This is a genomic window from Gemmatimonadaceae bacterium, from assembly GCA_036496605.1.
Lineage (GTDB): Bacteria > Gemmatimonadota > Gemmatimonadetes > Gemmatimonadales > Gemmatimonadaceae > AG2.
The window spans coordinates 85,800-107,691 of record DASXKV010000002.1; the positions used below are offsets into that span (position 1 = coordinate 85,800).

21 protein-coding genes are annotated in these 21,892 nt (G+C 63.3%); 10 read left to right on the forward strand and 11 right to left on the reverse strand.

Translation table 11 applies throughout. The features are described from left to right. Positions 1 to 24: 24 nt before the first annotated feature. The 3 genes from VGH98_00800 to VGH98_00810 form a co-directional block, all read right to left on the reverse strand. Positions 25 to 993, reverse strand: coding sequence for a D-Ala-D-Ala carboxypeptidase family metallohydrolase (locus VGH98_00800; protein HEY2374485.1), 969 nt, complete (start codon positions 991 to 993; stop codon positions 25 to 27). A gap of 251 nt (positions 994 to 1,244) precedes the next feature. Beyond that, positions 1,245 to 2,105: a L,D-transpeptidase gene (locus VGH98_00805; protein HEY2374486.1), complete on the reverse strand. Its 861-nt coding sequence runs from the start codon at positions 2,103 to 2,105 to the stop codon at positions 1,245 to 1,247. Between the two features lie 22 nt (positions 2,106 to 2,127). Next, positions 2,128 to 2,892: a hypothetical protein gene (locus VGH98_00810; GenBank protein ID HEY2374487.1), complete on the reverse strand. Its 765-nt coding sequence runs from the start codon at positions 2,890 to 2,892 to the stop codon at positions 2,128 to 2,130. 251 nt (positions 2,893 to 3,143) lie between these two features. Between VGH98_00810 and gpmI the strand changes: the two genes are divergently transcribed. The 8 genes from gpmI to VGH98_00850 all read left to right on the forward strand — a co-directional run bounded on the left by gpmI (position 3,144) and on the right by VGH98_00850 (position 10,622). Then, the gene (gpmI, locus tag VGH98_00815; GenBank protein ID HEY2374488.1) at positions 3,144 to 4,694 is read left to right on the forward strand and encodes a 2,3-bisphosphoglycerate-independent phosphoglycerate mutase; all 1,551 of its coding nucleotides are present in this window, start codon (positions 3,144 to 3,146) and stop codon (positions 4,692 to 4,694) included. Beyond that, a complete protein-coding gene (locus tag VGH98_00820; GenBank protein HEY2374489.1) occupies positions 4,691 to 5,377 on the forward strand; it encodes a hypothetical protein in 687 nt (228 codons plus the stop codon). Before gpmI ends, VGH98_00820 begins: the two co-directional genes overlap by 4 nt. A 9-nt stretch (positions 5,378 to 5,386) precedes the next feature. Beyond that, complete coding sequence (locus tag VGH98_00825; protein HEY2374490.1) at positions 5,387 to 5,899, forward strand: BON domain-containing protein; 513 nt, start codon at positions 5,387 to 5,389, stop codon at positions 5,897 to 5,899. A 75-nt stretch (positions 5,900 to 5,974) separates the two neighbouring features. Next, the gene (locus VGH98_00830; protein HEY2374491.1) at positions 5,975 to 6,403 is read left to right on the forward strand and encodes a 6-carboxytetrahydropterin synthase; all 429 of its coding nucleotides are present in this window, start codon (positions 5,975 to 5,977) and stop codon (positions 6,401 to 6,403) included. A 43-nt stretch (positions 6,404 to 6,446) separates the two neighbouring features. Then, on the forward strand, positions 6,447 to 7,091 hold the full coding sequence (locus VGH98_00835) for a molybdenum cofactor guanylyltransferase (GenBank protein HEY2374492.1): 645 nt from the start codon (positions 6,447 to 6,449) through the stop codon (positions 7,089 to 7,091). Further along, the gene (gene dacB, locus VGH98_00840) at positions 7,088 to 8,641 is read left to right on the forward strand and encodes a D-alanyl-D-alanine carboxypeptidase/D-alanyl-D-alanine-endopeptidase (GenBank protein HEY2374493.1); all 1,554 of its coding nucleotides are present in this window, start codon (positions 7,088 to 7,090) and stop codon (positions 8,639 to 8,641) included. The genes VGH98_00835 and dacB overlap by 4 nt, the downstream gene beginning before the upstream one ends. Further along, positions 8,638 to 9,933 (forward strand): gephyrin-like molybdotransferase Glp, encoded by a 1,296-nt coding sequence (gene glp, locus VGH98_00845; protein ID HEY2374494.1) that lies wholly within the window; start codon positions 8,638 to 8,640, stop codon positions 9,931 to 9,933. The genes dacB and glp overlap by 4 nt, the downstream gene beginning before the upstream one ends. Continuing rightward, entirely contained in the window at positions 9,930 to 10,622 is a 693-nt protein-coding gene (locus VGH98_00850) for a methyltransferase domain-containing protein (protein ID HEY2374495.1), read from the forward strand. The genes glp and VGH98_00850 overlap by 4 nt, the downstream gene beginning before the upstream one ends. Before the next feature lie 9 nt (positions 10,623 to 10,631). Here VGH98_00850 and VGH98_00855 read toward each other — a convergent pair whose 3' ends face one another. From VGH98_00855 to VGH98_00890, 8 genes are all read right to left on the reverse strand, one after another. After that, positions 10,632 to 12,701, reverse strand: a complete 2,070-nt coding sequence (locus VGH98_00855) for a (Fe-S)-binding protein (GenBank protein ID HEY2374496.1) — start codon at positions 12,699 to 12,701, stop codon at positions 10,632 to 10,634. A 16-nt stretch (positions 12,702 to 12,717) separates the two neighbouring features. Next, entirely contained in the window at positions 12,718 to 13,707 is a 990-nt protein-coding gene (locus VGH98_00860; protein HEY2374497.1) for an electron transfer flavoprotein subunit alpha/FixB family protein, read from the reverse strand. A gap of 12 nt (positions 13,708 to 13,719) precedes the next feature. After that, entirely contained in the window at positions 13,720 to 14,472 is a 753-nt protein-coding gene (locus VGH98_00865) for an electron transfer flavoprotein subunit beta/FixA family protein (GenBank protein HEY2374498.1), read from the reverse strand. 85 nt (positions 14,473 to 14,557) lie between these two features. Then, positions 14,558 to 15,730 (reverse strand): acyl-CoA dehydrogenase family protein, encoded by a 1,173-nt coding sequence (locus VGH98_00870; protein HEY2374499.1) that lies wholly within the window; start codon positions 15,728 to 15,730, stop codon positions 14,558 to 14,560. A gap of 42 nt (positions 15,731 to 15,772) precedes the next feature. Next, the gene (locus VGH98_00875; protein ID HEY2374500.1) at positions 15,773 to 16,528 is read right to left on the reverse strand and encodes a SprT-like domain-containing protein; all 756 of its coding nucleotides are present in this window, start codon (positions 16,526 to 16,528) and stop codon (positions 15,773 to 15,775) included. Beyond that, positions 16,525 to 17,409 carry a metallophosphoesterase gene (locus VGH98_00880; protein ID HEY2374501.1) on the reverse strand — a complete coding sequence of 295 codons (885 nt, stop codon included), beginning with the start codon at positions 17,407 to 17,409 and terminating at the stop codon, positions 16,525 to 16,527. Before VGH98_00880 ends, VGH98_00875 begins: the two co-directional genes overlap by 4 nt. After that, entirely contained in the window at positions 17,409 to 18,422 is a 1,014-nt protein-coding gene (locus VGH98_00885; GenBank protein ID HEY2374502.1) for an isocitrate/isopropylmalate family dehydrogenase, read from the reverse strand. Before VGH98_00885 ends, VGH98_00880 begins: the two co-directional genes overlap by 1 nt. Before the next feature lie 62 nt (positions 18,423 to 18,484). Continuing rightward, the gene (locus VGH98_00890; protein HEY2374503.1) at positions 18,485 to 19,003 is read right to left on the reverse strand and encodes a hypothetical protein; all 519 of its coding nucleotides are present in this window, start codon (positions 19,001 to 19,003) and stop codon (positions 18,485 to 18,487) included. A gap of 398 nt (positions 19,004 to 19,401) precedes the next feature. Here VGH98_00890 and VGH98_00895 point away from each other — a divergent pair, with 398 nt between their 5' ends. Together VGH98_00895 and VGH98_00900 are read left to right on the forward strand one after the other, a co-directional pair. Continuing rightward, a complete protein-coding gene (locus VGH98_00895; protein ID HEY2374504.1) occupies positions 19,402 to 21,471 on the forward strand; it encodes a carbon starvation CstA family protein in 2,070 nt (689 codons plus the stop codon). 1 nt (position 21,472) lies between these two features. After that, positions 21,473 to 21,667, forward strand: a complete 195-nt coding sequence (locus VGH98_00900; GenBank protein ID HEY2374505.1) for a YbdD/YjiX family protein — start codon at positions 21,473 to 21,475, stop codon at positions 21,665 to 21,667. Positions 21,668 to 21,892: the final 225 nt, after the last annotated feature.

The window sequence follows — 21,892 nt, forward strand, 5'->3', positions numbered from 1 at the left end:
GTGCCGGCCGCTCATCGGCCGGCATCAGGATCTCCCCCAACGCGCACGCCAGCCGCGCACGTCGATGTGGGCGAATGGTCCGTGGCTGCGCGTAGCGCGGTACACGCCGACGCCGCCGGAGAGCTCGGGATGCTCCCGCTCGACTTTTTCAACGGCTTTGAGGATGACTTTCGCATCGCGCGAATCGACGCGGCCGTCGTGATTCAAATCGGCCATGCGTCCAGAGCCGTTGTCGATGTACACGTCGGCAGCATCACCGTACATGTGCCGACTCAGCTCCGCGCGGCCTCCGACTCGCCCGCCATGCCGGTTATACCACGGCGTTCTGAAGCCGCTCATGACAACCATGCGCCGGACGGGTACGCCATCGTGTTGCAGTTGAGCAATCACCAGCTCGAGCTTGTCGACAAGATCTTCGTTGAGTACCAGATACTTCGGCCACACCTCGCGCTGATCGTGAGTGAGGAAGTCCGAAAGCGTGAAGTGCTCCGAGATCTGCATGTTTTGGTTGTCCGGCGTCACCTCGATAAATCCATCGGGATTCTCGTACGCATCCGTCGTATTGCGGCCACGCTCGCTCGGCCAGAACCCCAACCGATAGAGCCCGACACGTCCCTTTTGCTTGTCCGTGAAGGGTCGCAGCGCGATGAACGAGAACGGGTGCGCAAGAATGCTATCCGGAACGGAATAAAGTCCAGGCCGCTCGACCGCAGAATCGCCGAAAAAGCGCGCAAAAAAGGGCAGCGCGAGAGTCGCGCGTGCCCTCGTTACCAGCCGCATGAGCAGCTTGCCACTGCGGCCCCTCAGGGAGTCGTCTGCCGGGTGCATAGCGCTCGAGGCGACCGCACCGCGGAGCAACGAGTCGGTTCCCACGGCTCTCACCGAAGGCGCGGCGATCGCCTCCGCCGGTGACAATGGGGCGACGAGCGCCAAGCCGACGCAGAGAAGGGTGAGGGCGGCGCGACTGGCGCCGGCCCGACCGGGAACCGTCATGATGTACGAGCCTCCTGAATGCTTTGACGACCAACGGCTCGGGGGGATAACCGTTAGCGTAAACCATGCTAAGTCGATGAGTTAGGAAAGCTCAGCGACGCGTGACACCGGAATATGGTGGCGTGTGCCGATCAACGCGCGCACGCCCGTGCTGCGCCACAACTTAACCAATGACGTGCCGAATCATTAGACTGCCAAGATCACGAAATGGTTGCCGCCCTGACCAATCGGACAGCGATCGGTACGAAGATCTAGTAGATGTATACCGGCGTTCCTACCGGAACAATGTTGTAAAGCGTTTCGATGTCTTCGTTTCTCAGTCTCACGCACCCGTGACTGACCGACCGGCCAATCGATGATGGGTCGTCGGTGCCGTGAAGCGCGTAGCCGTCACCGAGATTCAGTCGGAAGGTACCGAGCACCCCTCTGTATTTCCGTTGACGAGTGCCATACGGCGGGATGACAATGTTGCCATTGGCGAGGATCTCCTTGCCTTCCGCCGCCTCCAGCGGTTGCTCTTGCCCGTCGAGAGCGCGTTTGACCACGTCCATCCCGTCAACGATGATCTGACTGCCGTCGGCGAGGGCAATGTACTGTCCGCGATTGAGATGGATCAATCCGAGGCCGCGCTTCTGCGCCTGCTCGACAAAGTGCCAATCAGGTGGCACCCAATCCGGCTCCTGTTCCTTGGATTCCACGACCAGCCGGCCACGCGGCGTCTCGAAACGCCAATGACTGCCGCCGCCGCTCTTCTCGAGGATCTTCCCGCTTCCTGTCGCGACCTGTGTCGTGAAGAGCGTCGAGTCGGCGAGCTTGTACCAGAGACGATGATCGGCGATGGACACGACGACGTAGGGCTTGTCGCGCGTTGGGGCGTCGGGGCTGCTCGCCAGCATTTTGTTCAAGCTGTCGCTCGATTCACCTATCTCGCGGCGAATCTGATCGAGGAGGCCGGTGTTGTGATTGTAAACGATGCGACTGATGTCGCGCCGGTAGCGAATGTCGAGCGTGTTCGCGAACAACATTGTGCTCGCGACGATCGTGATTACGACGGTGGCGATGAGGATCCAGGCGATCCTGCCGCCGCTGCGAATGAACCGAATCAGCCCCATCTCGTGTGCTTGGCGTCAGCCATCAGTAGAAGTAAACGGTCATTCCCGCGTGGAGATTCGCGGCGATGGCCTGCAGATCGGCCGCTCGCGTCCGAACGCTTCCGGGGAGGACATACGTGGAGTCGTTGAGCGGACCCACGCTGGGGGGCGAGTAGATCACTGTGCCGCCGACGAGAACGACGGCCGCGGGTCCAAGTGCGCCCTTGAGCGTGCGGTCGCTCGGCACGGGCAGTCCTCTGTCCGTGTAGACCCACGTGGGAACCTCCCATGCGTCTGATCCGTCGAGTATTCGCTCGACGGTTCGGGTCCCGCGGGGAGCCACCATGTAGACGGTGTCTGGCGGGGTGCCGACTCGGCGCTCGGAGCCAACCTGAAGCGGCATCTCACGCAGCAACGCCCCGTCCTGCTCGAGGTACATGACCCCGCTGTCGACGGGGACCGCGAGATGGAGCTGCTTGTCGATCTGTGCCTGTCGCCTAACGAGCTCGATCATCATTCGAACTTTGTTTTGCTCGTTCGAAAGGATCGCGTCGGCCTGCTGGCGCTGGAGGCCGGACATGCTCTCGCGAAGACGTGCGTCCTCGTCGATGTAGCGGGTCCGCTTGCGAACGAGCCAGACGTCGAGAGCGATAAGGACGCACAGTGAGAAACCCATCGTGGCGAGAATGCCGGGATAGGCGCGCCGAAACTCACGCCACTGCGGACGGCGGCGCTCTGGAATTTGCGGCCGCTGAGGACCAGGAGGTGGCGGCGTGAAGAGCTGAGGCGTCGTTTGCTGCTGTTCCATCGTTCTTATGGGATTTCCAAAGGACCCATTGGTAGGTGTCTATTCGCGTGGGGCCCCTGAAATTGCAAGACTGGCGCCCTCAGCCAAAGGCACAGTTCCGCGACGCGCGCCCTGATTCGGGGCGGCAACCGTTGCTTTAACTGACGCTCATATCAGCGACGTCGCGGCACTGAGCTAGATTTCCCGCCCACACTACACCGGCCCCGAGTGTCGGGGTCCTCACCGCACGGCAAGCACCGGAACTGGATTCGATGGGCAAGGAGAGCAAGCGATCTGTTGTCTTGGTCGTTCTCGACGGCTGGGGATATCGCGCCGAACGTGACGGTAATGCCATTGCCTTGGCGCAGACGCCAACATGGGATGCGCTGACGGCGCGCTACCCGCGAACGCTGCTCTCGGCTTCGGGTCTGGCGGTTGGACTGCCGGAACATCAAATCGGCAACAGCGAGGTTGGGCATCTGAATCTGGGCGCCGGACGCATCGTGATGCAGGACCTGGTGCGAATCGATCGCGCCATTGCCGACGGCAGCTTTTTCCGCAACACCGCGTTTGTCGAGGCCTGCCAGCATGCGAAGCGCTCGCACGGCACCGTGCATCTCGTTGGGCTCATTGGCAAGGGGGGAGTGCACGCGATCGATCAGCACCTGTTCGCATTGATCGATCTGTGCGCACGCGAGCAGGTCCCGCGCATTGCGATTCACGCCATGCTCGACGGACGCGACACGATGCCGCGGTCGGGCCTCGGGTATATGCGTGAGCTCCTCGAGCGCGCGGGGGGTAGAGCCGTTGTCGCGAGCGTCGGTGGGCGCTACTACGGAATGGATCGCGATAAGCGTTGGGACCGCACGGAGAAGTGGTATCGCGTCGCGGTTCAGGGAGCCGGACCTCGCGAAAGCGACCCGCTTTCCGTGATTCGTGCCTCGTACGAACGCGACGTCACGGACGAATTCGTCGTGCCGACTGTCATCGTCCGCGATGGACGGCCTGTTGCGACAATGCGCGATGGTGACGTCGTGATCTGCTTCAATTACCGAGCGGACCGAATGCGCCAGATCGTACGCTCGCTTACGGAGCCCGATTTCGATGGATTCGACGTGTCCGGTCGGCCGTCGTTGCAGGTCGTGACGATGACGTCTTACGATCGCACCTTCGACGTCCCGGTCGCGTTCCCGCCGCACTCGATGAAGAACATCGTCGCCGAAGTGGTGTCGAATGCAGGAATGGCGATGTTCAAAACCGCGGAGACGGAGAAGTATGCGCACGTGACCTACTTCTTCAATGGCGGCATCGAGGCGCCCTTTCCCAAAGAAGATCGCGTGCTCGTCCCCAGCCAGAAGGTCGCGACCTATGATCTCTGCCCGGAGATGAGTGCCTTCGGAATCACCGACGTATTGTGCGACTCGATAGAGAAGAACGAGCATGAGTTCACGCTGTGCAACTATGCTAATGGGGATATGGTCGGTCATACGGGATCCATACCCGCAACGATCAAGGCCGTCGAAACGGTCGATCAATGTCTGGAGCGCGTCGTGAAGTCCGGGCAGAAAATCGGCGCGCGGTTGCTCGTCACGGCCGACCACGGCAACTGCGAGATGATGATCGATCCGGAGACGGGTGGGCCGCATACGGCGCATACGACGAATCCCGTGCCGCTCGTCGTCATCGATCCGGATGGCGATCGCCCGCTGCGCAGCGGCGGCGCGTTGCGTGACATTGGCCCGACGGTTCTGCGCATGCTTGGGCTGAAGCAGCCGATCGAGATGACCGGAACAGACTTGAGAGAGCAAGGAGCTCGTACGTGAGTTTTCGATACTCGGCGCTGATCGCGCTCGTTGTGGCTACCTCGTCCGCACGTGCGCAGGTGGGCTACCAACCCGCGCGAAGTCCCTACCTCGATTTAGAGTATTCGCAAGAGTTCACGCCGATCCTCGGCTACTACTTCGGCAGGATCGATCCTGCCGGCGTGGCGCCTAGCAATGGCGCGCTCGTGGGACTGCATTACGAGTGGCGCGCGGGCGGTCCGGCGCACCTCACCGGCGAGGTGGCGCATATCTCCTCGAGCCGAGTCGTGCTCGACCCATCGAAGCCGGCGACCACGAGAAATCTCGGCGAACAAAGCTGGCCGCTCTGGAGCGCCGATTTCGGTCTCGGCATGAGCCTCACCGGTGCGCGAAGCTGGCACCAGCTCGTTCCCGAGGTGAAAGCGGGCGTCGGCTTGATGTCGGATTTCAAGTCCGCCGACGTCGGCGGCTTCAAGTACGGCACCCGCTTTGCACTCACGTGGGGCGCTGCTTTGCGATACGTCCCTGGCGGCAGATATCAAATTCGCGCCGACTTCTCGAATCGATTGACCTCCATCAGATACCCTGACGTGTACTTTCGCCCAGCGACCGGTTTGACGCCGATCCTCACGGGCAAAGATCAGTCGGTGTGGAGAAACAATCCTTCGCTCTCGATCGGCGTCTCGTACCTATTTTCGCGATGAGGACGAGCCATGGCCCGCGACTTCGAAGACGTTCACGACATCGATGACCTGAGTGATGATGAGCTTCGAGGACTCGTGCGCGAACATCTCGCCTCAGATAGCGCGCTCGACATCGACGATCTCACGATCAACGTCGAGGATGGCCACGTGATTCTCGACGGTCGAGTGGGGACCGATGAGGAGCGTCGCATTGCCGAGCACATCGTCACAGACGTCCTCGGCGTGGAGGACTACGAGAACAACATCTTCGTCGATCCGGTGCGGCGCGCAACGAGCCCGGAGGCCGCAGATGACCTTCTCATCGATGAAGAGACGACGGAGGGGCGGCTCCTTGGCGACCGACCGGTGAGCCTGAGCTCGGAAGTGGAAGACCGCCTCGAGGACGAGGACGCGCAACTCTACGGAACGACCGACGTGGGCCACGCCATCGAGGAGGGAACGTCGTGGATTCCCCCGGAGGCGCCGACGCCGGAGGGCGTTCCCGGTGAGGACGAGCGGGGCGAGCTCGGAGAAGACCACTAGAACTGGTCCCCGCGCTCGGCGAATAAGGGTTAGGGTTCACGATTGGAGCGCCCTAGCCCTTTTTTATTTCTCGACATGCCAGCCTCTCTCACGCGGCGCGTCAGCTTCGCCGCGGCGCATCGCTACCGAATAGCCTCCTGGTCCGACGAGCGCAACGAGCAAGTATTCGGATTGTGCGCCCGCCCGAGCTATCACGGCCACAGCTACACCTGCGATGTGATGGTCCGTGGTGACATCGACGAGACGTCGGGCATGCTGATCGATCTTGGAGTGCTCGACCGCATTCTCGAGGTCGAAGTGCGACAGCGTTTCGATCATCGCAACATCAACCTCGACGTCGCGGAATTCGGCGAGGGGAAGATGGTTCCGACCGGAGAAAACCTGGCTCGCTTCATCTTCGCGCGTACCGCGGCTGCGCTTCGGGCCGCGAAGTCCGCGGCGCACGTCGTGAAGGTCACCGTTGCCGAGGACGCGACGCTCAGCGCGAGTTATAGCGAGGAGTGAGTGCGGCCGTGGCATTCGCCCGAGCCATTCGACAGCTTAGGGCATGATTTCTCGTTGCAGCGGAATGGTTCTGGCTGGCGGTTCCAACGCCCGCTTCGGCGGCGCGGCGAAGGGCTTGTTCGATCTGGGCGGGCGGCGCGTCGTCGACTGGACGCTGGAGGCCGTGAGCAAGGTGACCGATGAGCTTTTGCTCATCACGAACGACGCCGTCGTGCGGGCCGCGCTGCCGGAGGTCGCCGCGCGAGCAGATGCGCGTCCCGAGCGCGGCAGCCTCGTGGGCGTGCACAGTGCGCTGAGCTACTGCAACGAAGCCGCGCTCGTCGTCGGATGGGACATGCCCTTTCTCTCGCCCGAGCTGCTCCGGGCTTTGCGGCACGAAGGAGAAAAGGCTGGCGCCGCCGCGATTCCCGAAGGCTCAGATGGCCTCGAGCCACTCTGCGCGTATTACCCCAAGCCCTGCCTCGACGTGGCCGAACGACAACTCGCCCGGGGTGAGATGCGACTTTCAGCATTCGTCGCATCGCTATCCGACAAGATCGTCGTGGGCCTCGACGCAGTACGCCGCTTCGGCGTACCGGAGCGAATGTTCGCGAATTTGAACACCGCTGTCGAACTCGAAGCCGCCCGATCACTCGTTCGGGATGGCCACCGCACTCTCGAACTCACCGCGCCTTCAGAGACCCAATGATACGCCGCGCCGCGTCGCGCCTCATCGCGTTCAGCATCGTTGAAATTTTCTTCGCCGCCTGTGCGTCGAGTGGAGTCCTGCATCCCGCTGGCCGCGGCGGTGGTCAGCGCGCCGCACTCCGCGGGGCGATCGATTCCATGGCCGACGCGCCAGAATTTCACAACGCATTCTGGGGAATTCTCATCGTCGATCCGGAACGCGGGGACACGTTGTACTCACGCAATGCGGGCAAGCTGTTTCTGCCCGCGTCCAACATGAAGGTTGTAACGAGCTCGGTTGCGCTCGAGCAGCTCGGGGCGGACTTTACGTATCGCACTACGCTCCTCGCGCGAGGAGCGCTACGAGACAGCACGATCACCGGCGACGTCGCCGTCATCGGGCGGGGCGATCCGACGGTGAGCGACCACATGTGGATCGACGCAATGATTCCATTGCGCGCGATGGCGGACTCCCTGGCCGCGCGCGGAGTGAAGCACATCACCGGCCGGCTCGTTGCCATGGGGAATGCCTTTCCTGGTCCCGTTCTCGGCTACGGTTGGTCGTGGGAGGATCTCGAGTCGTCCTACTCGGCGGCAATCGACGAGCTGCTGTTCAACGAGGGCTTCAGCGAGATTCGTCTTCACGGTGGCGAACGCCCTGGCGACTCGGTGAGAGTCGAGGTGCGGCCCGCACACACCTTCCCCGCTCTCCGTGCAGACCTAACGACCATCGCGGCTCCGAGCTGTGTGGCCGGTGATTCGACGGTCACCACGCCCTGTCCCGTTACGCCGCCGCGCTTCGCGCGCCGGCGCGAATTGTCTATTCACAAGGATACGCTTCGAGGGGACGTCGTGGTCAGCGGCGGAGTCGTCGCCGGCGACAGCGTCACGTTGGAGGTCACTCATCGCGATCCGGACCTGGCGTATCTGGCCGCGCTCACCGAAGCGCTGCGCGATCGCGGGATCAGAGTCGATTCGGCGCCGGCAGTGAATGCCGACACCGCGATGGTCACCGGGGATACGCTCGTCACGTTCTTCTCGAAACCGTTGCGCGAGATCTTACCGGCGTTGCTCAAGCCATCGCAGAACCAGATCGCGGAGGTATTACTGCGCACGATCGGTCTCGAACGTGGCGGCTCGGGCACGGCGGACAGCGGCCGCAAGGTCGTCGAACGTCAACTCGCTGCGTGGGGCGTTCCCGCGAACACCTATGTCATTCGCGACGGCAGTGGCCTGTCTCGCTACGATTATCTCGCACCAGAAGCCCTCGTCCACATTCTCGACGTGATGCGCCGGTCGCCGAACTTTCAGCTGTTCTACGATGCATTGCCAATTGCTGGCGTCGACGGCACGATCAAGACGCGGATGCGCGGCACGCCAGCAGCGAACAACGTGCACGCGAAGACGGGGTCGGTGGCGAATGCACGCTCACTCTCGGGTTACGTCCGGACAGCGGGCGGCCGCGTATTGATCTTCAGCATGCTGGCCAACAACTGGACCGTATCCGCTGGGGACGTCACGCGAATGCAGGATTCGATCGCGGCGCGACTCGCGGCGCTCCCATTACGGTGACGCGCGCCGAGTCGTCACCGCGAACATCACTGACGGTTGGAGAAGCAGCCGCCACGCTGCTTGCCGAGCTACACCCTCTCGCAAGCGAGACGATAGCGCTCGGCGCGTCGGTGGGGAGAGTGCTGGCGCGCGACGTGGTGTCACCACTCGCTCTGCCTCCGTGGGACAATGCGTCGATGGACGGCTATGCGGTGCGAGCAGCGGATGTGCGCGGCGCACGTGGCGATGCGCCGGTCGCGCTCCCCGTGGTGGCGACGATTGCGGCAGGTGGATTGCCGGATTCGCCGCTCGCGCCGGGAACCGCAATTCGCATCATGACGGGAGCGCCAGTGCCGGAGGGTGCCGACAGCGTCGTCCGTGTCGAGGACACGAACCGTGGCGATGAACAAGTTCTCATTGCAGATGCGCGCGACGCAGGTCGTAACGTTCGCCCTCGCGGCGAGGACTTGCGAAAGGGCGAGGTCGCAGTCGAAGCGGGAACGGTGATTGGACCTGCCCAATTCGGCGTGCTTGCGTCGATCGGCGCGGCGACGGTCGAAGTCCATCGCAAGCCGTGTGTGGCCGTGCTCGCGACCGGCGACGAGCTCGTCGACCTCGACGAGTTCGACGAGGTGCTTGCCGGGCGGCGGATCGTCAGTAGTAACAGCTACACGCTTCGCGCCGCCGCGAACCTCGCTGGCGCGGAGACCCTCGACCTCGGTCGATGTGGCGACGACCGACGGGCGCTACGAGAGAAGCTCGAGGCGGCCCGCGATGCCCACTGCGACCTCCTGATGACGTCGGGCGGCGTCTCGGTCGGAGCGTTCGACTTCACTCGTGAGGTGATGCGCGAGTTGGGTGCGAGAATGAGCTTCTGGCGCGTGAAGATCCGGCCGGGAGGCCCGTTAGGCTTTGGCGTCCTTGGCGATACGCCATGGCTCGGACTGCCGGGCAACCCGGTATCCGCGCTCGTGACCTTCGAGCTCTTCGCTCGCCCGGCGATTCGCTGGCTGCGCGGCGAACGACGGCCCTTCCCTCGCGCGATTACCGTAACGCTCGCCGAAGAAGTGAGCATCGGGGCGCCGTTGACGCATTTCCTTCGCGTAATTCTCGACACGGACGACAGCGGCGCGCTGCGTGCGCGGCTCACCGGACCGCAGGGCTCGGGACTGCTGACGTCGATGTCTCGCGCCGACGCATTGCTCGTCGTTCCGCTGGAGCAATTTGGACGCGGCGCCGTCCCGGCGGGATCGACGCTGCAGGCGCTGACGTTAGGCGACCGCGGCGCACTGACGACGGAGCTGATGCTGTGAGTGCGTCCGACGCGCCGAGCGACATCGGCGCGCTCCGCAAGCTTCTCGGCCGGCGCTTTCGAACGACGGAATCGGCGCTGCAGGTGGACCATCATAAGCTGTCGATTTTGCACCCCGAGAGTGCCGAAGAGCTCATTAACGAGGCCGATTTCGAGCGAGACGAGCGGATGCCGTATTGGGCCGACATCTGGCCCTCGGCGCGCGTTCTCGCGGCGTATGTAGTCCAGCTCGATGGCGAGGGACGCTCGCTCCTCGAGCTGGGATGCGGCGCGGGTCTCGTCGCGACCGCGGCCGCTCTCGCCGGCTTTCGCGTTTGCGCAACCGACTACTACGAAGACGCACTCCGCTTCACGGCCGTGAACGTCGCCGAACACACCGGCGAGATTCCGGAGACGCGGCTGGTGGACTGGCGCTCGCTACCGAGGGATCTCGGTCGGTTTGATTACGTGGTGGGATCGGATGTGCTCTACGAGCGTCAGTACGGACCTCTGGTCGCACGGGCGGTTGACATCACGCTGCGGCGGAATGGCGAGGCCGTGATCGCGGATCCCGGTCGGATTGCGGCGGAAGAGTTCGTACGCGACACAGCGCAGCGCGGACTTCGACTCGTAGAACAACAACAAAGGCCGTATGTGGATGGCGCGATCCGACAAACGATCAGTCTGTATCGATTGAAGCGTGGTGCGTAGCGCCACGCATCACGAAAGCTGGCCGGCGACCACCTCGGCGATATCGAGTACGGGGACAGAAGACTCCTTCGCTTTGACGCCGTCGCTCATCATCGTCATGCAGAATGGACATGCGACAGCGATCGTGTCGGCGCCGGTCGCGAGAAGCTCCTCCGTTCGCTCGATGTTGATGCGTTTTCCTTGACGCTCCTCCATCCACATGCGGCCGCCGCCGGCGCCGCAGCAAAGACCACGGTCGCGCGAGCGTGGCGGTTCGACGAGGGTGACTACCGGTAGCGCGCGGCGGAGCGTCTCACGCGGCGCGTCATAAATGTCATTGTATCGGCCAAGATAGCATGAGTCGTGATACGCAACCGTTAGGCGGCGGCCCTCGTCGGTGCGCAGTGGTACGAGCTCCTGCTGGAGCAATCGCTCGATGTACGTCGAGTGATGAATTACCTCGTACTGGCCGCCGAGCTGTGGAAACTCGTTGCCGATCTGATGGAAACAGTGCGGGCAGGCGGTGACGACGGTCGTGACCGAATAGCGATTCAACGTCTCGATCGTGTCTCTCGCCAGCATCTGGTAGAGGTACTCGTTGCCCATACGGCGGGCCGGGTCCCCGTGACAATGCTCTTCCTGGCCGAGAATGGCGAATCGAATTCCGCACGCCTGGAGGATGCGAGCAAACGCAACCGTGATCTTCTTCGCGCGGTCGTCGAAGGAGCCCATGCAGCCGACCCAGAAGAGCGCGTCGGGTCGTTCGCCGCGGGCGGCGAGGTCGGCCATCGTCGAGATGCCGAGGCCATCGGCCCAGCGCCCGCGGTCGGCAGCGTCGAACGCCCACGGCGCGCCGTTGCGCTCCAACGCCTCGAACGCCGGCTGGATCTCCGCGGGAAAGCGGGACTCGGTGAGCACGAGGTTGCGCCGCATCTGGTTGATGATGTCGAGCTGATCGATCGACACGGGGCACTCCTGCACGCAGGCGCGGCAGCTTGTACACGCCCAGAGCTCTTCCTCGGTGATGTAGGTATCGAGTAAACGGTGCGCTGCCGGACCGTCACCTAACGATGCAGTGGCATCCTTGCCTTCACCGTGCGCGAGGTCGAGGCCGAAGAAAGCCATCGTGTCACCGGTCGCGATCGGTCCCCTTTCCATCAGCCGCTGGCGCGTGTTGACGACGATCTTCCGCGGACTGAGCACCTTGCCGGTGATGTTCGCCGGGCACGCCGCAGTGCAGCGGCCGCATTCGGTGCAGGAGTAGCCGTCGAGGAGATTCTTCCAGGTGAGCTGCTCGACGTCGCTCGCGCCGAAGGTCTCGGTATCGGCCTCGAGATCCATCGGCCGCATGACTGCTCGCTCACCGCGCCAGCTCGTGTTCGAGAAGTAGACGTTGATCAACGAGGTAACAACGTGCAGGTGCTTCGAGTACGGCAAATAGTTGAGGAAAATAAGAACGAGAAGGACGTGAGCCCACCAGAAGACGAGCTGGGCACCGCGCGCGGCGTGCGGCGAGAGACCCTGAAACGGCGCTGCGAGCGCGTGCGCGATGAATTTCTCGGGTCCCACGGCGTCGGGCTGGATAATCGAGAGAAATGCGTTCGCGAAGAGGAGTGTCACCATCAAGCCGGCGATGAGGCCGAGGATGATGTATGCATCGAGATGCTCGATGTCGTCGCCCTCGAGGCGTTTGGGGTGCACCACGAGGCGTCTGTAAAACGCGAACGCGACCGCGGCGAGCACGAAGATGGCAAACGTGTCCTGCGACGCCGCGTACACAACGTAGAACGGATGCCAGAGTACTCGCTCGTACGAGAAGCCGTTCCACGCACCCTGGACGAAAATCTCGACCGTACCCGCGGTCAGGACAATGAAGCCCCAGAAGATCGTCGCGTGCATGAGCCCAGCCACCGGTTCGCGCAAAATCTTCGTCTGCGCAATGCCGATGCGCAGAACGTTGAGAAAGCGCCAACCTGGGTTATCGGTGCGATTCTCCGGCAGCCCGATGCGGAGGTAGCTCACCAACCGCTGGACGTTGAGCGAGAAGATGCCGGCGGCCAGAGTGAGGACGAAGAGAAACACGACGTTCTGCGCGCTCATGCGATCCGTCCTCGGCTCAGTGACCTTGCTTCGCCTCGCGCACCGCTTGCGTCAGCACCGGAACCACCTCGAGCACGTCTCCGACGATGCCGTAGTCCGCCACCTTGAAGATCGGCGCTTCCTTGTCTTTGTTGATCGCGACAATCGTCTTCGACGTGCGCATGCCGGCGAGATGTTGAATCGCGCCGGAGATTCCGACGGCGACATAGAGCTGCGGACTCACTTGGCGCCCCGTCTGACCAATCTGGTCGGCGTGTGGACGCCACCCTTCGTCGGTGACCGCACGCGTCGCTCCAACTGCCGCGTTGCCGAAGGCATCGGCCAGGTCTTCAACAAGTTTAAAATTCTCGGGCGCCTTGAGGCCTCGGCCTCCAGCGACGATCACGGGCGCATCGGCAAGGTCAGGGCGTCCTTTCGCGCCTTCGATTACCTGAGTGACCTTCACTCGCGAAGCGGCGGGATCGATTGCCGGAGCCATCATGTCGACCCGTGCCGTCCGCGGTGCCACTACGGCATCGAACGCGCTCGGCCGCACGCTGAGAATCATGGGGCTTCCCGAAACGGCGAGCGTCACGATGACTTTGTTCGCGTAGGCCGGATGCTTCACGATGAAGGCGTCACCTGCGACCTCGACATCGATGATGTCGCTCACGATCGGCGCGTCGAGTTTGGCCGCGAGCCGCGGACCGAGATCACGCCCCTGCGCCGAGAAGCCGAGGACGATCGCGCGGTAAGTCACGCCCTTGGCCCGCGCAGCGATCGTTGCCGCGATCGATTCGCGCGCAAACGTCGCGAGCGCGGGATGCTCGACCGCGATGACGACGTCGGCGCCGAAGCGTCCAAGGAGGTCGGTCTTCTGAGCGACGCCGGGTGGTCCGGCTACCATTGCGTGTACCTCGCCGCCGCCCGACGCATCGGCGAGGCGGCGTCCGACGGACACGGCCTCGGTCGCAACTTTGCGCAGCTCGGCGCCGCGCGTCTCCGCAAATACGAGAATGTTCGCCATTCGTTAGGCGCCTCAGAGCACTTTGGCTTCAGTCTGCAGGAGCCTGACGAGCTCCGCAACGGCGGCCGTCCCCTCGCCGACGATGCGGCCGGCCGGACGATCGGGTGGAAGCGCCATGCCCTTCACCGTGACACGTGACGCGCCGAGCTGCGCCGGCTTCGATTCGAGCGGCTTCTTCTTTGCCGCCATGATGCCCTTGAGCGATGGATACCGCGGACGGGCAATCCCCTCGTCGATGGTCACGACGGCTGGGAGACTGAATTCGACCATCTCTGCCGCGCCTTCGAGCTCGCGACGCGCCGAGCCTTTGCCGTTAGCAATCTCTAACTTCGAGGCCGCCGTGACGCAGGCAATATCGAGCAGTTCGGCCGTCGCCGTCCCAACCACAGCCTCGGAGGTATCGAATGCGTGCTTGCCGAAGAGCGCGAGGTCGAAGCCGCCGGACTTGAGCTCGGCCGCGAGCGCCTTGGCGACGGCGAGTCCGTCGAAAGGAATCGCGTCGGCCTTGAGTTGCACGGCGCGATCCGCGCCCATGCTCATTGCTTTGCGCAGCGTCTCCTGCACGGAGTCCGGTCCGACGGCGATCACGACGACCTCGCCGGAGCCTGCCTTCTCTTTCATCTGGAGCGCGACTTCGACGGCATAGCTCGCGAAGTCGTCCATATCGAACTTCACGCCCGACTCGTCGATCGCACTGCCCGCCGAGTTGATGCGAAAGCGCGTTTCGGAATCGGGCGTGCGTTTAATGCAGACGGCAATCTTCACGAAGAGGAGCTGTTAGGGTCTAGGGCCCAGGGGCGGAAGGGGCGAAGGCCAGCTGTTGCTAGGCCCTAGTCCCACCCCTAACCCGTCACGTAAAAGCCGACATGCCGGTCATCGCCTGGCCGAGCACGAGCGTGTGCACATCGTGCGTGCCTTCGTACGTGTACACGCTCTCGAGATTGGCCATGTGACGCATGGCACCGTATTCTGCGAGAATACCAACCGCGCCGAGCAGGCGGCGTGCCTCACGAGCGACATCCGTCGCCATGTCGACGTTGTTTCGCTTCGCCAACGACACCTGCTGCGGTGTATACGTGCCCGCGTCCTTCAGACGGCCAAGATGCAACGAGACCAGTTGCGCCTTGGTGATCTCCGTCAGCATGTCGGCGATCCGCTCCTGCTGGAGTTGGAAACCGCCGATCGGGCGATCGAACATCACGCGATTCTTCGAGTAGGAAACCGCCTCCTCGAAGCACGCGATCGCCGCGCCGATTGCCCCCCACGAAATCCCGTACCGCGCCTGCGTCAGACACATGAGCGGACTCTTGAGCCCACCCGATTTCGGGAGGAGGGCGTCGTTAGGCAGCTGCACGTCTTCGAATACGAGCTCGCTGGTGTCGCTCGCGCGGAGCGACAGCTTGCCCTTCTGATCGCGCGCCTTGAAGCCGCTGCTGTTCGTCGGGACGATGAAACCGCGGATGGAGCGCTCGCTCTTTTCCCCGTTCGTCTTCGCCCACACCACCGAGATCTGCGCCGTGGATCCGTTCGTGATCCACATCTTCCCGCCATTGAGCAGCCACGTGCCGTCCGCCTGCTCCTGCGCGTTCGTGATCATCCCGGCGGGATTCGATCCGAAGTCTGCCTCGGTGAGCCCGAAGCAGCCGATCACTTCGCCGCGCGCCATTTTCGGCAACCAGGCGCGACGCTGATCCTCGCTGCCGAACGCGAAGATGGGGTACATCGCGAGAGCGCCCTGCACCGAAGCAAAGGAGCGAACGCCGGAATCACCGCGCTCGAGCTCCTGCATGATCAGCCCGTACGCGACGTTGTTGAGTCCCGCGCAGCCATATTCCTCGGGGAGGTTCGCACCGAAGACGCCCAGCTCCGCCATCTCGGGCACGAGCTCCTTCGGAAACCGTCCCTCGACGTAACACTTGCCAATAATCGGAAGCACCCGCTCATCGACGAAACGGCGGACGCTGTCGCGAACCGCGCGCTCTTCCTCGGAGAGCTGACTATCGATGTTGAAGAAATCGAGCATGGCGGGAAAGCTAACTAACAGGCGATGGACTCAGTGTTCGGATCATCGATCTCGTGCTGCGCTGCGGCCGATGCGTCCCTCGCTCGGCGGACGCTGGGAGCCACGTTTCAGCGTTCGTCGCGCGAATGGAGCGACGCCCACCTCGCGCGCCTTGGCGCGGAACTCTGGCCCGTGATCGATCTCCTGGCCCGTTTCGTCCTGCCACTGGTGCACCATTTCGTGCAACAGGGTGTGACGCGCCTCCTCCCACCCGTCGCGGCGGATGTGACGCCAACTCAACGCGATCTCAGCGGGCACGCCGTGAGCCGCGCACGTGTAATGCCCAAGGCGACTCCGCATCCGGCGTGACACCCGCAGCGAGACCGTCTCGAGGCGCCCATGGAAGTGATCCGTGTTGTAGCGCTCGTGCCACCGCGCGAGCTCCGCAACGAGGGACCGGTCCTCCGGCCGCGTTCGCGGACGGCGCATGCTCGGCGAGGTGCTGACCGGATGCGCGATGATGATGCGTTGCGCCGTGAGCCGCTCGGCACGTGTGCGACCCTCGACGAAGACGACGATCGCGCGCAGCACCTCGAGTGGTGCGGTGAGGTATCCCTCGTGTACCCGCAACGCGCCGCTGCCGAAGCTGACCATCACGTGGCGGTTTCGCGTTAGGCAGCAGCGGTGGATGCGCGACATGCCCAGCGCACGCAGCCGATCCAGCAATTCGGCGGCTGGATCCGAGCGTGCCGTTGCCGGCCGCGGTAGCCGATCCAGCTCGAGGTCGAGCTGGGCGGCGCGGCCGAGGAGCTGCTTCAACGCACGAAGCACTTGGATGGGCCTGGAACGAAACCGCGCTCGTTGCTCGACCAGACCAGCGTCGAGACCTCGATCGCCTTCGTCGTTATGCGAATGCTGTTCACGGAGCCGGGTCGGCCGCCGCGAGCCCTGTTCGAAATTGTACCGGCGGTCGAGATGACCGTCCCCTTTTTGGTGTGCTCGATGTAATGCACGGCTTCCTGATGATCGTGACCGCAGAGCACGAGATCAACACTCATCTCGGCAAACGCGCCGAGAATCCGCTGCGTGTGCTTGAGTCCATGACGTCGCGAAAGCTCCCCCATCACCGGATTGTGGTGCATGACAATGATGCGCGCATCGTCGGCGCGCGAGCGCTCGAACTCGGCGCGTGCTCGCTCGAGCTGATCGCGACGCAGATCACCGATGATGGAAATGTCGCGCAGGTTCCACGTCAGCGTGCGCCGGGTCACGCCCTGGGAGGTGTTGAGACCCACGACCGTCGCTCCGGCAATGCGAAGGACGGGCTCGACATCCTCGCTGATGAAGCGGCGATAGTTCGCGAGCATTGCGGCGGGGTTTCCGAGCCCCAGCGGTGCCTTCCACCAGGCCACGTCATGATTGCCGGGAACGACGATGACCTCACTGTAACGCTTCGCCTGTTGGATGAAAACTCGCGCGCGCTGAAATTCCCCGGAACGTGAACGCTGCGAGAGGTCCCCGGAGATCGCGACGACATCGTAGTGACGATCGGCGATGATGGCTTCGATTGCTTCGTACTGCTCGGGAACGGCAGGATGACCGAAGTGAAGATCGGAACAATGAAAGAGGGTCGTCGTTAGGCCCTCTCGCGTTCGCTCGTCGGATCCTTGCCCAGCAGTCATCTCGTCGTGTCGCGCCATCAGAGCCTGGCGATGATCGCGTCCGTGAACTGGTCGGTCGTGGCGCTTCCACCGAGGTCGCGGGTTACCGTCTTCCCTTCTCGCACCGTCTGCTCGAGGGCGTGCCGGATGCGCCGCCCCCGATCGATGTCGCCGAGGTGCTCGAGCATCATACAGGCCGCAAGCATCAGCGCGCCTGGATTGGCGATGTTCTTCCCGGCGATGTCGGGAGCCGTTCCATGCACTGCCTCGAAGATCGCGCCGTGCTGTCCGATATTGGCGCCCGGGGCCAGTCCGAGTCCGCCGACGAGGCCCGAGATCTGATCGGAGAGAATATCGCCAAAGAGGTTCGTCGTCACGATGACGTCGAAGCGCTCGGGGTGTAGCACGAGGTTCATCGCCATGGCGTCGACGATGCGCTCCTCGAACTCGATGCGACCCGCGTAATCGCGCGCGACCATACGGCCGACGTCGAGGAACAACCCCTGCGCGAACTTGAGAATGTTCGCCTTGTGCACCAGTGTAACCTTGCGACGCCCGTGCTTCACGGCGTACTCGAACGCGTAGCGCACAATGCGCTCGGATCCCTCGCGCGTGATGATGGCGATTGCTTCGGCTGCGGCGCGTGGGTCGTCACCGATCTTGATGTAGTGCTCGATGCCGACGTAGAGTCCTTCGGTATTCTCCCGAACCAGCACAAGATCAAGATTCTGGTACCGTCCGTTGGGCAGGATCGAGTACGCGGGCCGTACGTTCGCGTAGAGATCAAAGCTCTTTCGCAGAGCGACGTTGATCGAGCGATAGCCTTCGCCGACTGGGGTCTCGAGCGGTCCCTTGAGCGCGACGCGCGTTCGCTTGATTGAGTCAAGCGTTTCATCGGGAATGGGATCGCCGTACTTCGCGACCGCCGACATCCCGGCGACGTGTTCCTCCCAAGAGATGGCGGCACCTGCAGCATCGATCAGTCGCACGGTAGCGCGGCTAATCGATGGTCCGATTCCGTCGCCAGGAATCAGAGTGACTCTGGTGGACATGCTCTATTGCGTTCGAGCTGAAGATCAAAGATAGGCACAGCGGGAGCGGCGATTCACGCCGACTAACGGCTCACGATGAGATCCGCGACGCTTCTGGATAACACTGCCGTGAGCACGCGTGGATCAGCGCTCGTCGTATCGCTCCTGACCTCGCCGACCCACCTCGCTTCGGAGAAGCGTGGATCGACGAGAGCGAGCCGCAACCAAGCGCGCGCGGCGCCGGCACTGTCGGCGCGCTCGAATCGCAACTCGATAGGCAAAAGAACCACGCGCGCGTTCTCGTGCAATGCGATCATCGTGCGCAGCTGCGATGCGAGCGGCTCCGGTAGTCGCGATCCGGCGATGAAGGAGGCCGAGCGCAATGGCTCTTCGGCGAGCGCGTAGGGATCGCTCGCATAGGTCGGGTTGCGCTTGTAGCTGAGCGCGAGATCGGCAGGAAACACCCAACCCGTCTTGAGGCCGCGATTCGCGATCGCCACGGCAATGTCGTCGTCCAGTGCGCGCAGAATGTCGCGGCTGGGGCTCAGGCGCGCGCTCCAATCCAGATCGGTCGAGCTGCGAAGCGCGAACGCGGGCGCCACAATCGCACCGCTCGCGGCAACGGCCGCCAGTGGTCGAACCTCTGGAGCGGGAGCTGTCGACGGACGAGATGAGCCGGAACCGCCGCAGGCCGACGCGACAACACAGAGAAGAACAATTGAAGAGCGTACCGCCGATGGCATTCGAGAGTCGGGGAATGGCTTGTGTCATATCGTGCGCGACCTGAGACAAGGTAATTGGTGTGGTCGGCAGTTGGTGGTTGGTGGTTGGGCGGGAGCGCGCGCAACGCGCGCGCGACTCCATACAAGCTGCTCGCGAGCGCAGGCGAGCGAGCAGCCCGATGGTCAACCCGCTCGTCGGGTTGACCATCGGGTTGACCGTTGGTTTGCGCCCCGGCATCTTGCCCACGCTGGACCACTCATCCCGGAGTCCACCGCTCATGTCCAAGGTTGTTTCCGTGATCGTCTGGATCGCGATTGCGATCGCTGGTGCCGGAGCGATTGGTTGGCTTGCGTTGTCGCACGGCGAGACGATCAATGCGGCGTGGCTGCTCATCGCTGCGGTGTGCAGCTATCTCGTCGCCTATCGCTTCTACAGCAAAATGATCGCGTCGAAGATCTTCGCACTCGACGCGAACCGCGCGACACCGGCCGAACTGCTCAACGATGGACGCGACTACGTCCCGACGAATCGATGGATCGTTTTCGGTCATCACTTCGCGGCGATCGCCGGGCCCGGACCTCTCGTCGGTCCAACACTGGCCGCACAATTCGGCTTTCTTCCGGGCGCGATCTGGATCATCGTCGGCGTCGTCCTGGGAGGAGCGGTTCAGGACTTCGTCATTCTCGCCTCGTCCGTGCGACGAAACGGCAAGACACTTGGGCAGATGGCGAAGGAGGAGATCGGTCCGGTCGGCGGATATACGGCGCTCGTTGCCGTGCTCGGCATCATGGTGGTCCTCATTGCCGTCCTCGGCCTCGTCGTGGTCAATGCGCTGCGCTCGAGTCCGTGGGGAACGGTCACGATTGCGCTCACGATTCCGATCGCAATCGTGATGGGCATCTACCTTCGCTGGATTCGCCCCGGACGCGTGCTCGAGGCGAGCGCCATTGGATTGGTGCTGCTCGTCGGTGCGCTGTATGCGGGTCGAGCGGCCGCGGAGAGCGCGACGCTCGCACCGATGTTCACGCTCGGCGGCGTGACGCTCGCGATCTCCGTGATGATTTATGGATTCGCGGCGTCGGTGCTTCCCGTGTGGCTCCTGCTCGCGCCGCGTGATTACCTGTCCGCGTTCGTGAAGATCGGCGTCGTCGTCGCACTTGCGCTTGGCATCGCGTTCGTGCTGCCGCCGCTGCACATGCCCGCGTTGACACAATTCACCGATGGCACAGGACCCGTCTTCGCCGGCAAGGTCTTTCCGTTCGCCTTCATAACGATTGCGTGCGGTGCCGTCTCCGGTTTTCATGCGTTGATCGCGTCGGGGACGACGCCGAAGCTCCTCGAGCGAGAGACCGACGCGCGCATGGTCGGCTACGGCGGAATGCTCATCGAGTCTCTCGTCGCCATCATGGCGCTGATTGCCGCGTGCGTACTCACGCCGGGCGTGTACTTCGCGATCAACGCGCCTGCGAGCGCCATCGGCACCACCGCGGCGAGTGCGGCTGCAGCGGTTCAACACTGGGGTTTCACGTTGAATCCGGCGGAGATGACGCAACTCGCCCAACAGGTCGGCGAGAAGTCGTTGCTCTCGCGCACTGGTGGCGCGCCCAGTCTCGCCGTTGGCATGGCGCATCTTTTTTCGCGCGCGCTCGGCGGCGGTGGCGCGATGGCACTCTGGTATCACTTCGCGATCATGTTCGAGGCGCTGTTCATCCTGACGACGCTGGATGCGGGGACGCGCGTCGGCCGTTTCATGCTCCAGGACCTCGGGAAGCATGTGTGGGCGCCGTTAGGCCACGTGTCGTGGTATCCGGCGGTGTTGATCACGAGCGCGATCTTTGTCGCGATGTGGGGTCACTTCCTCTACCAGGGCGTCATCGATCCCCTGGGAGGGATCAACTCGCTCTGGCCGCTCTTCGGTATCTCGAACCAGCTCCTGGCCGCCGTCGCACTCTGCGTCGGGACAACGGTGATCATCAAGATGGGTCGCGCGCGTTATGCGCCGGTCACTCTCGCACCGCTCGCGTGGCTCGTCGTCGTGACGATGAGTGCAGGTTGGGCGAAGATCTTCTCGGCCGATCCAAGGCTCGGCTTCATCTCTCACGCCGCGCTGCTGCGTGCCGCGGCCGCTTCGGCAACGCTGCCGGCTGGAGTGAAATCGGCGGGCGACGCCTTGCGCATGGCATTCAACGACTACCTCGATGCTGCGGTGGCTGCGTTCTTCATGATCTCTGTCGTCGTGGTTCTCGCCGACAGCCTGCGCGAATGGTCGGCGGTGCTCCGTGGGCGCAAACCCGCGACGTCGACCGAAGCACCATTCCGGGCGCGTGTCGCCGTCGCCGGAGACTGATATGTGGCGAAAAGTATCGAACTCGCTCGTTCGCGCCGGTGCTGTCGTTAGGCGCATCATCGGTGCACCGGATTACGATACGTATCTCGCCCACATGCGCGAGCGACATCCCGATCTCACGCCGATGAGCCGAGACCGCTTCATGGCGGCGCAGCTGCAGGCGCGATTCGACAAGCCGGGAGCTCGATGTTGCTGAACGGGGCAGAGAGTAGAGGGTAGAGGGTAGAGGGTTGCGGCGACCGCGTGAAAGGACCCTCTGCCCGCAACCCTCTACCCTCTACCCTCTACCCTCTACCCTCTACCCTCTGCGCTGCGCCAATCACCGCGATGCCCATCGCCGCGGCCAGCGCCAAGGAGGCGCCGAAGTCGAACGCCTGCCGCGAGCCCAGCCTGTCCCACAGCGCACCGAAAATGATCGACG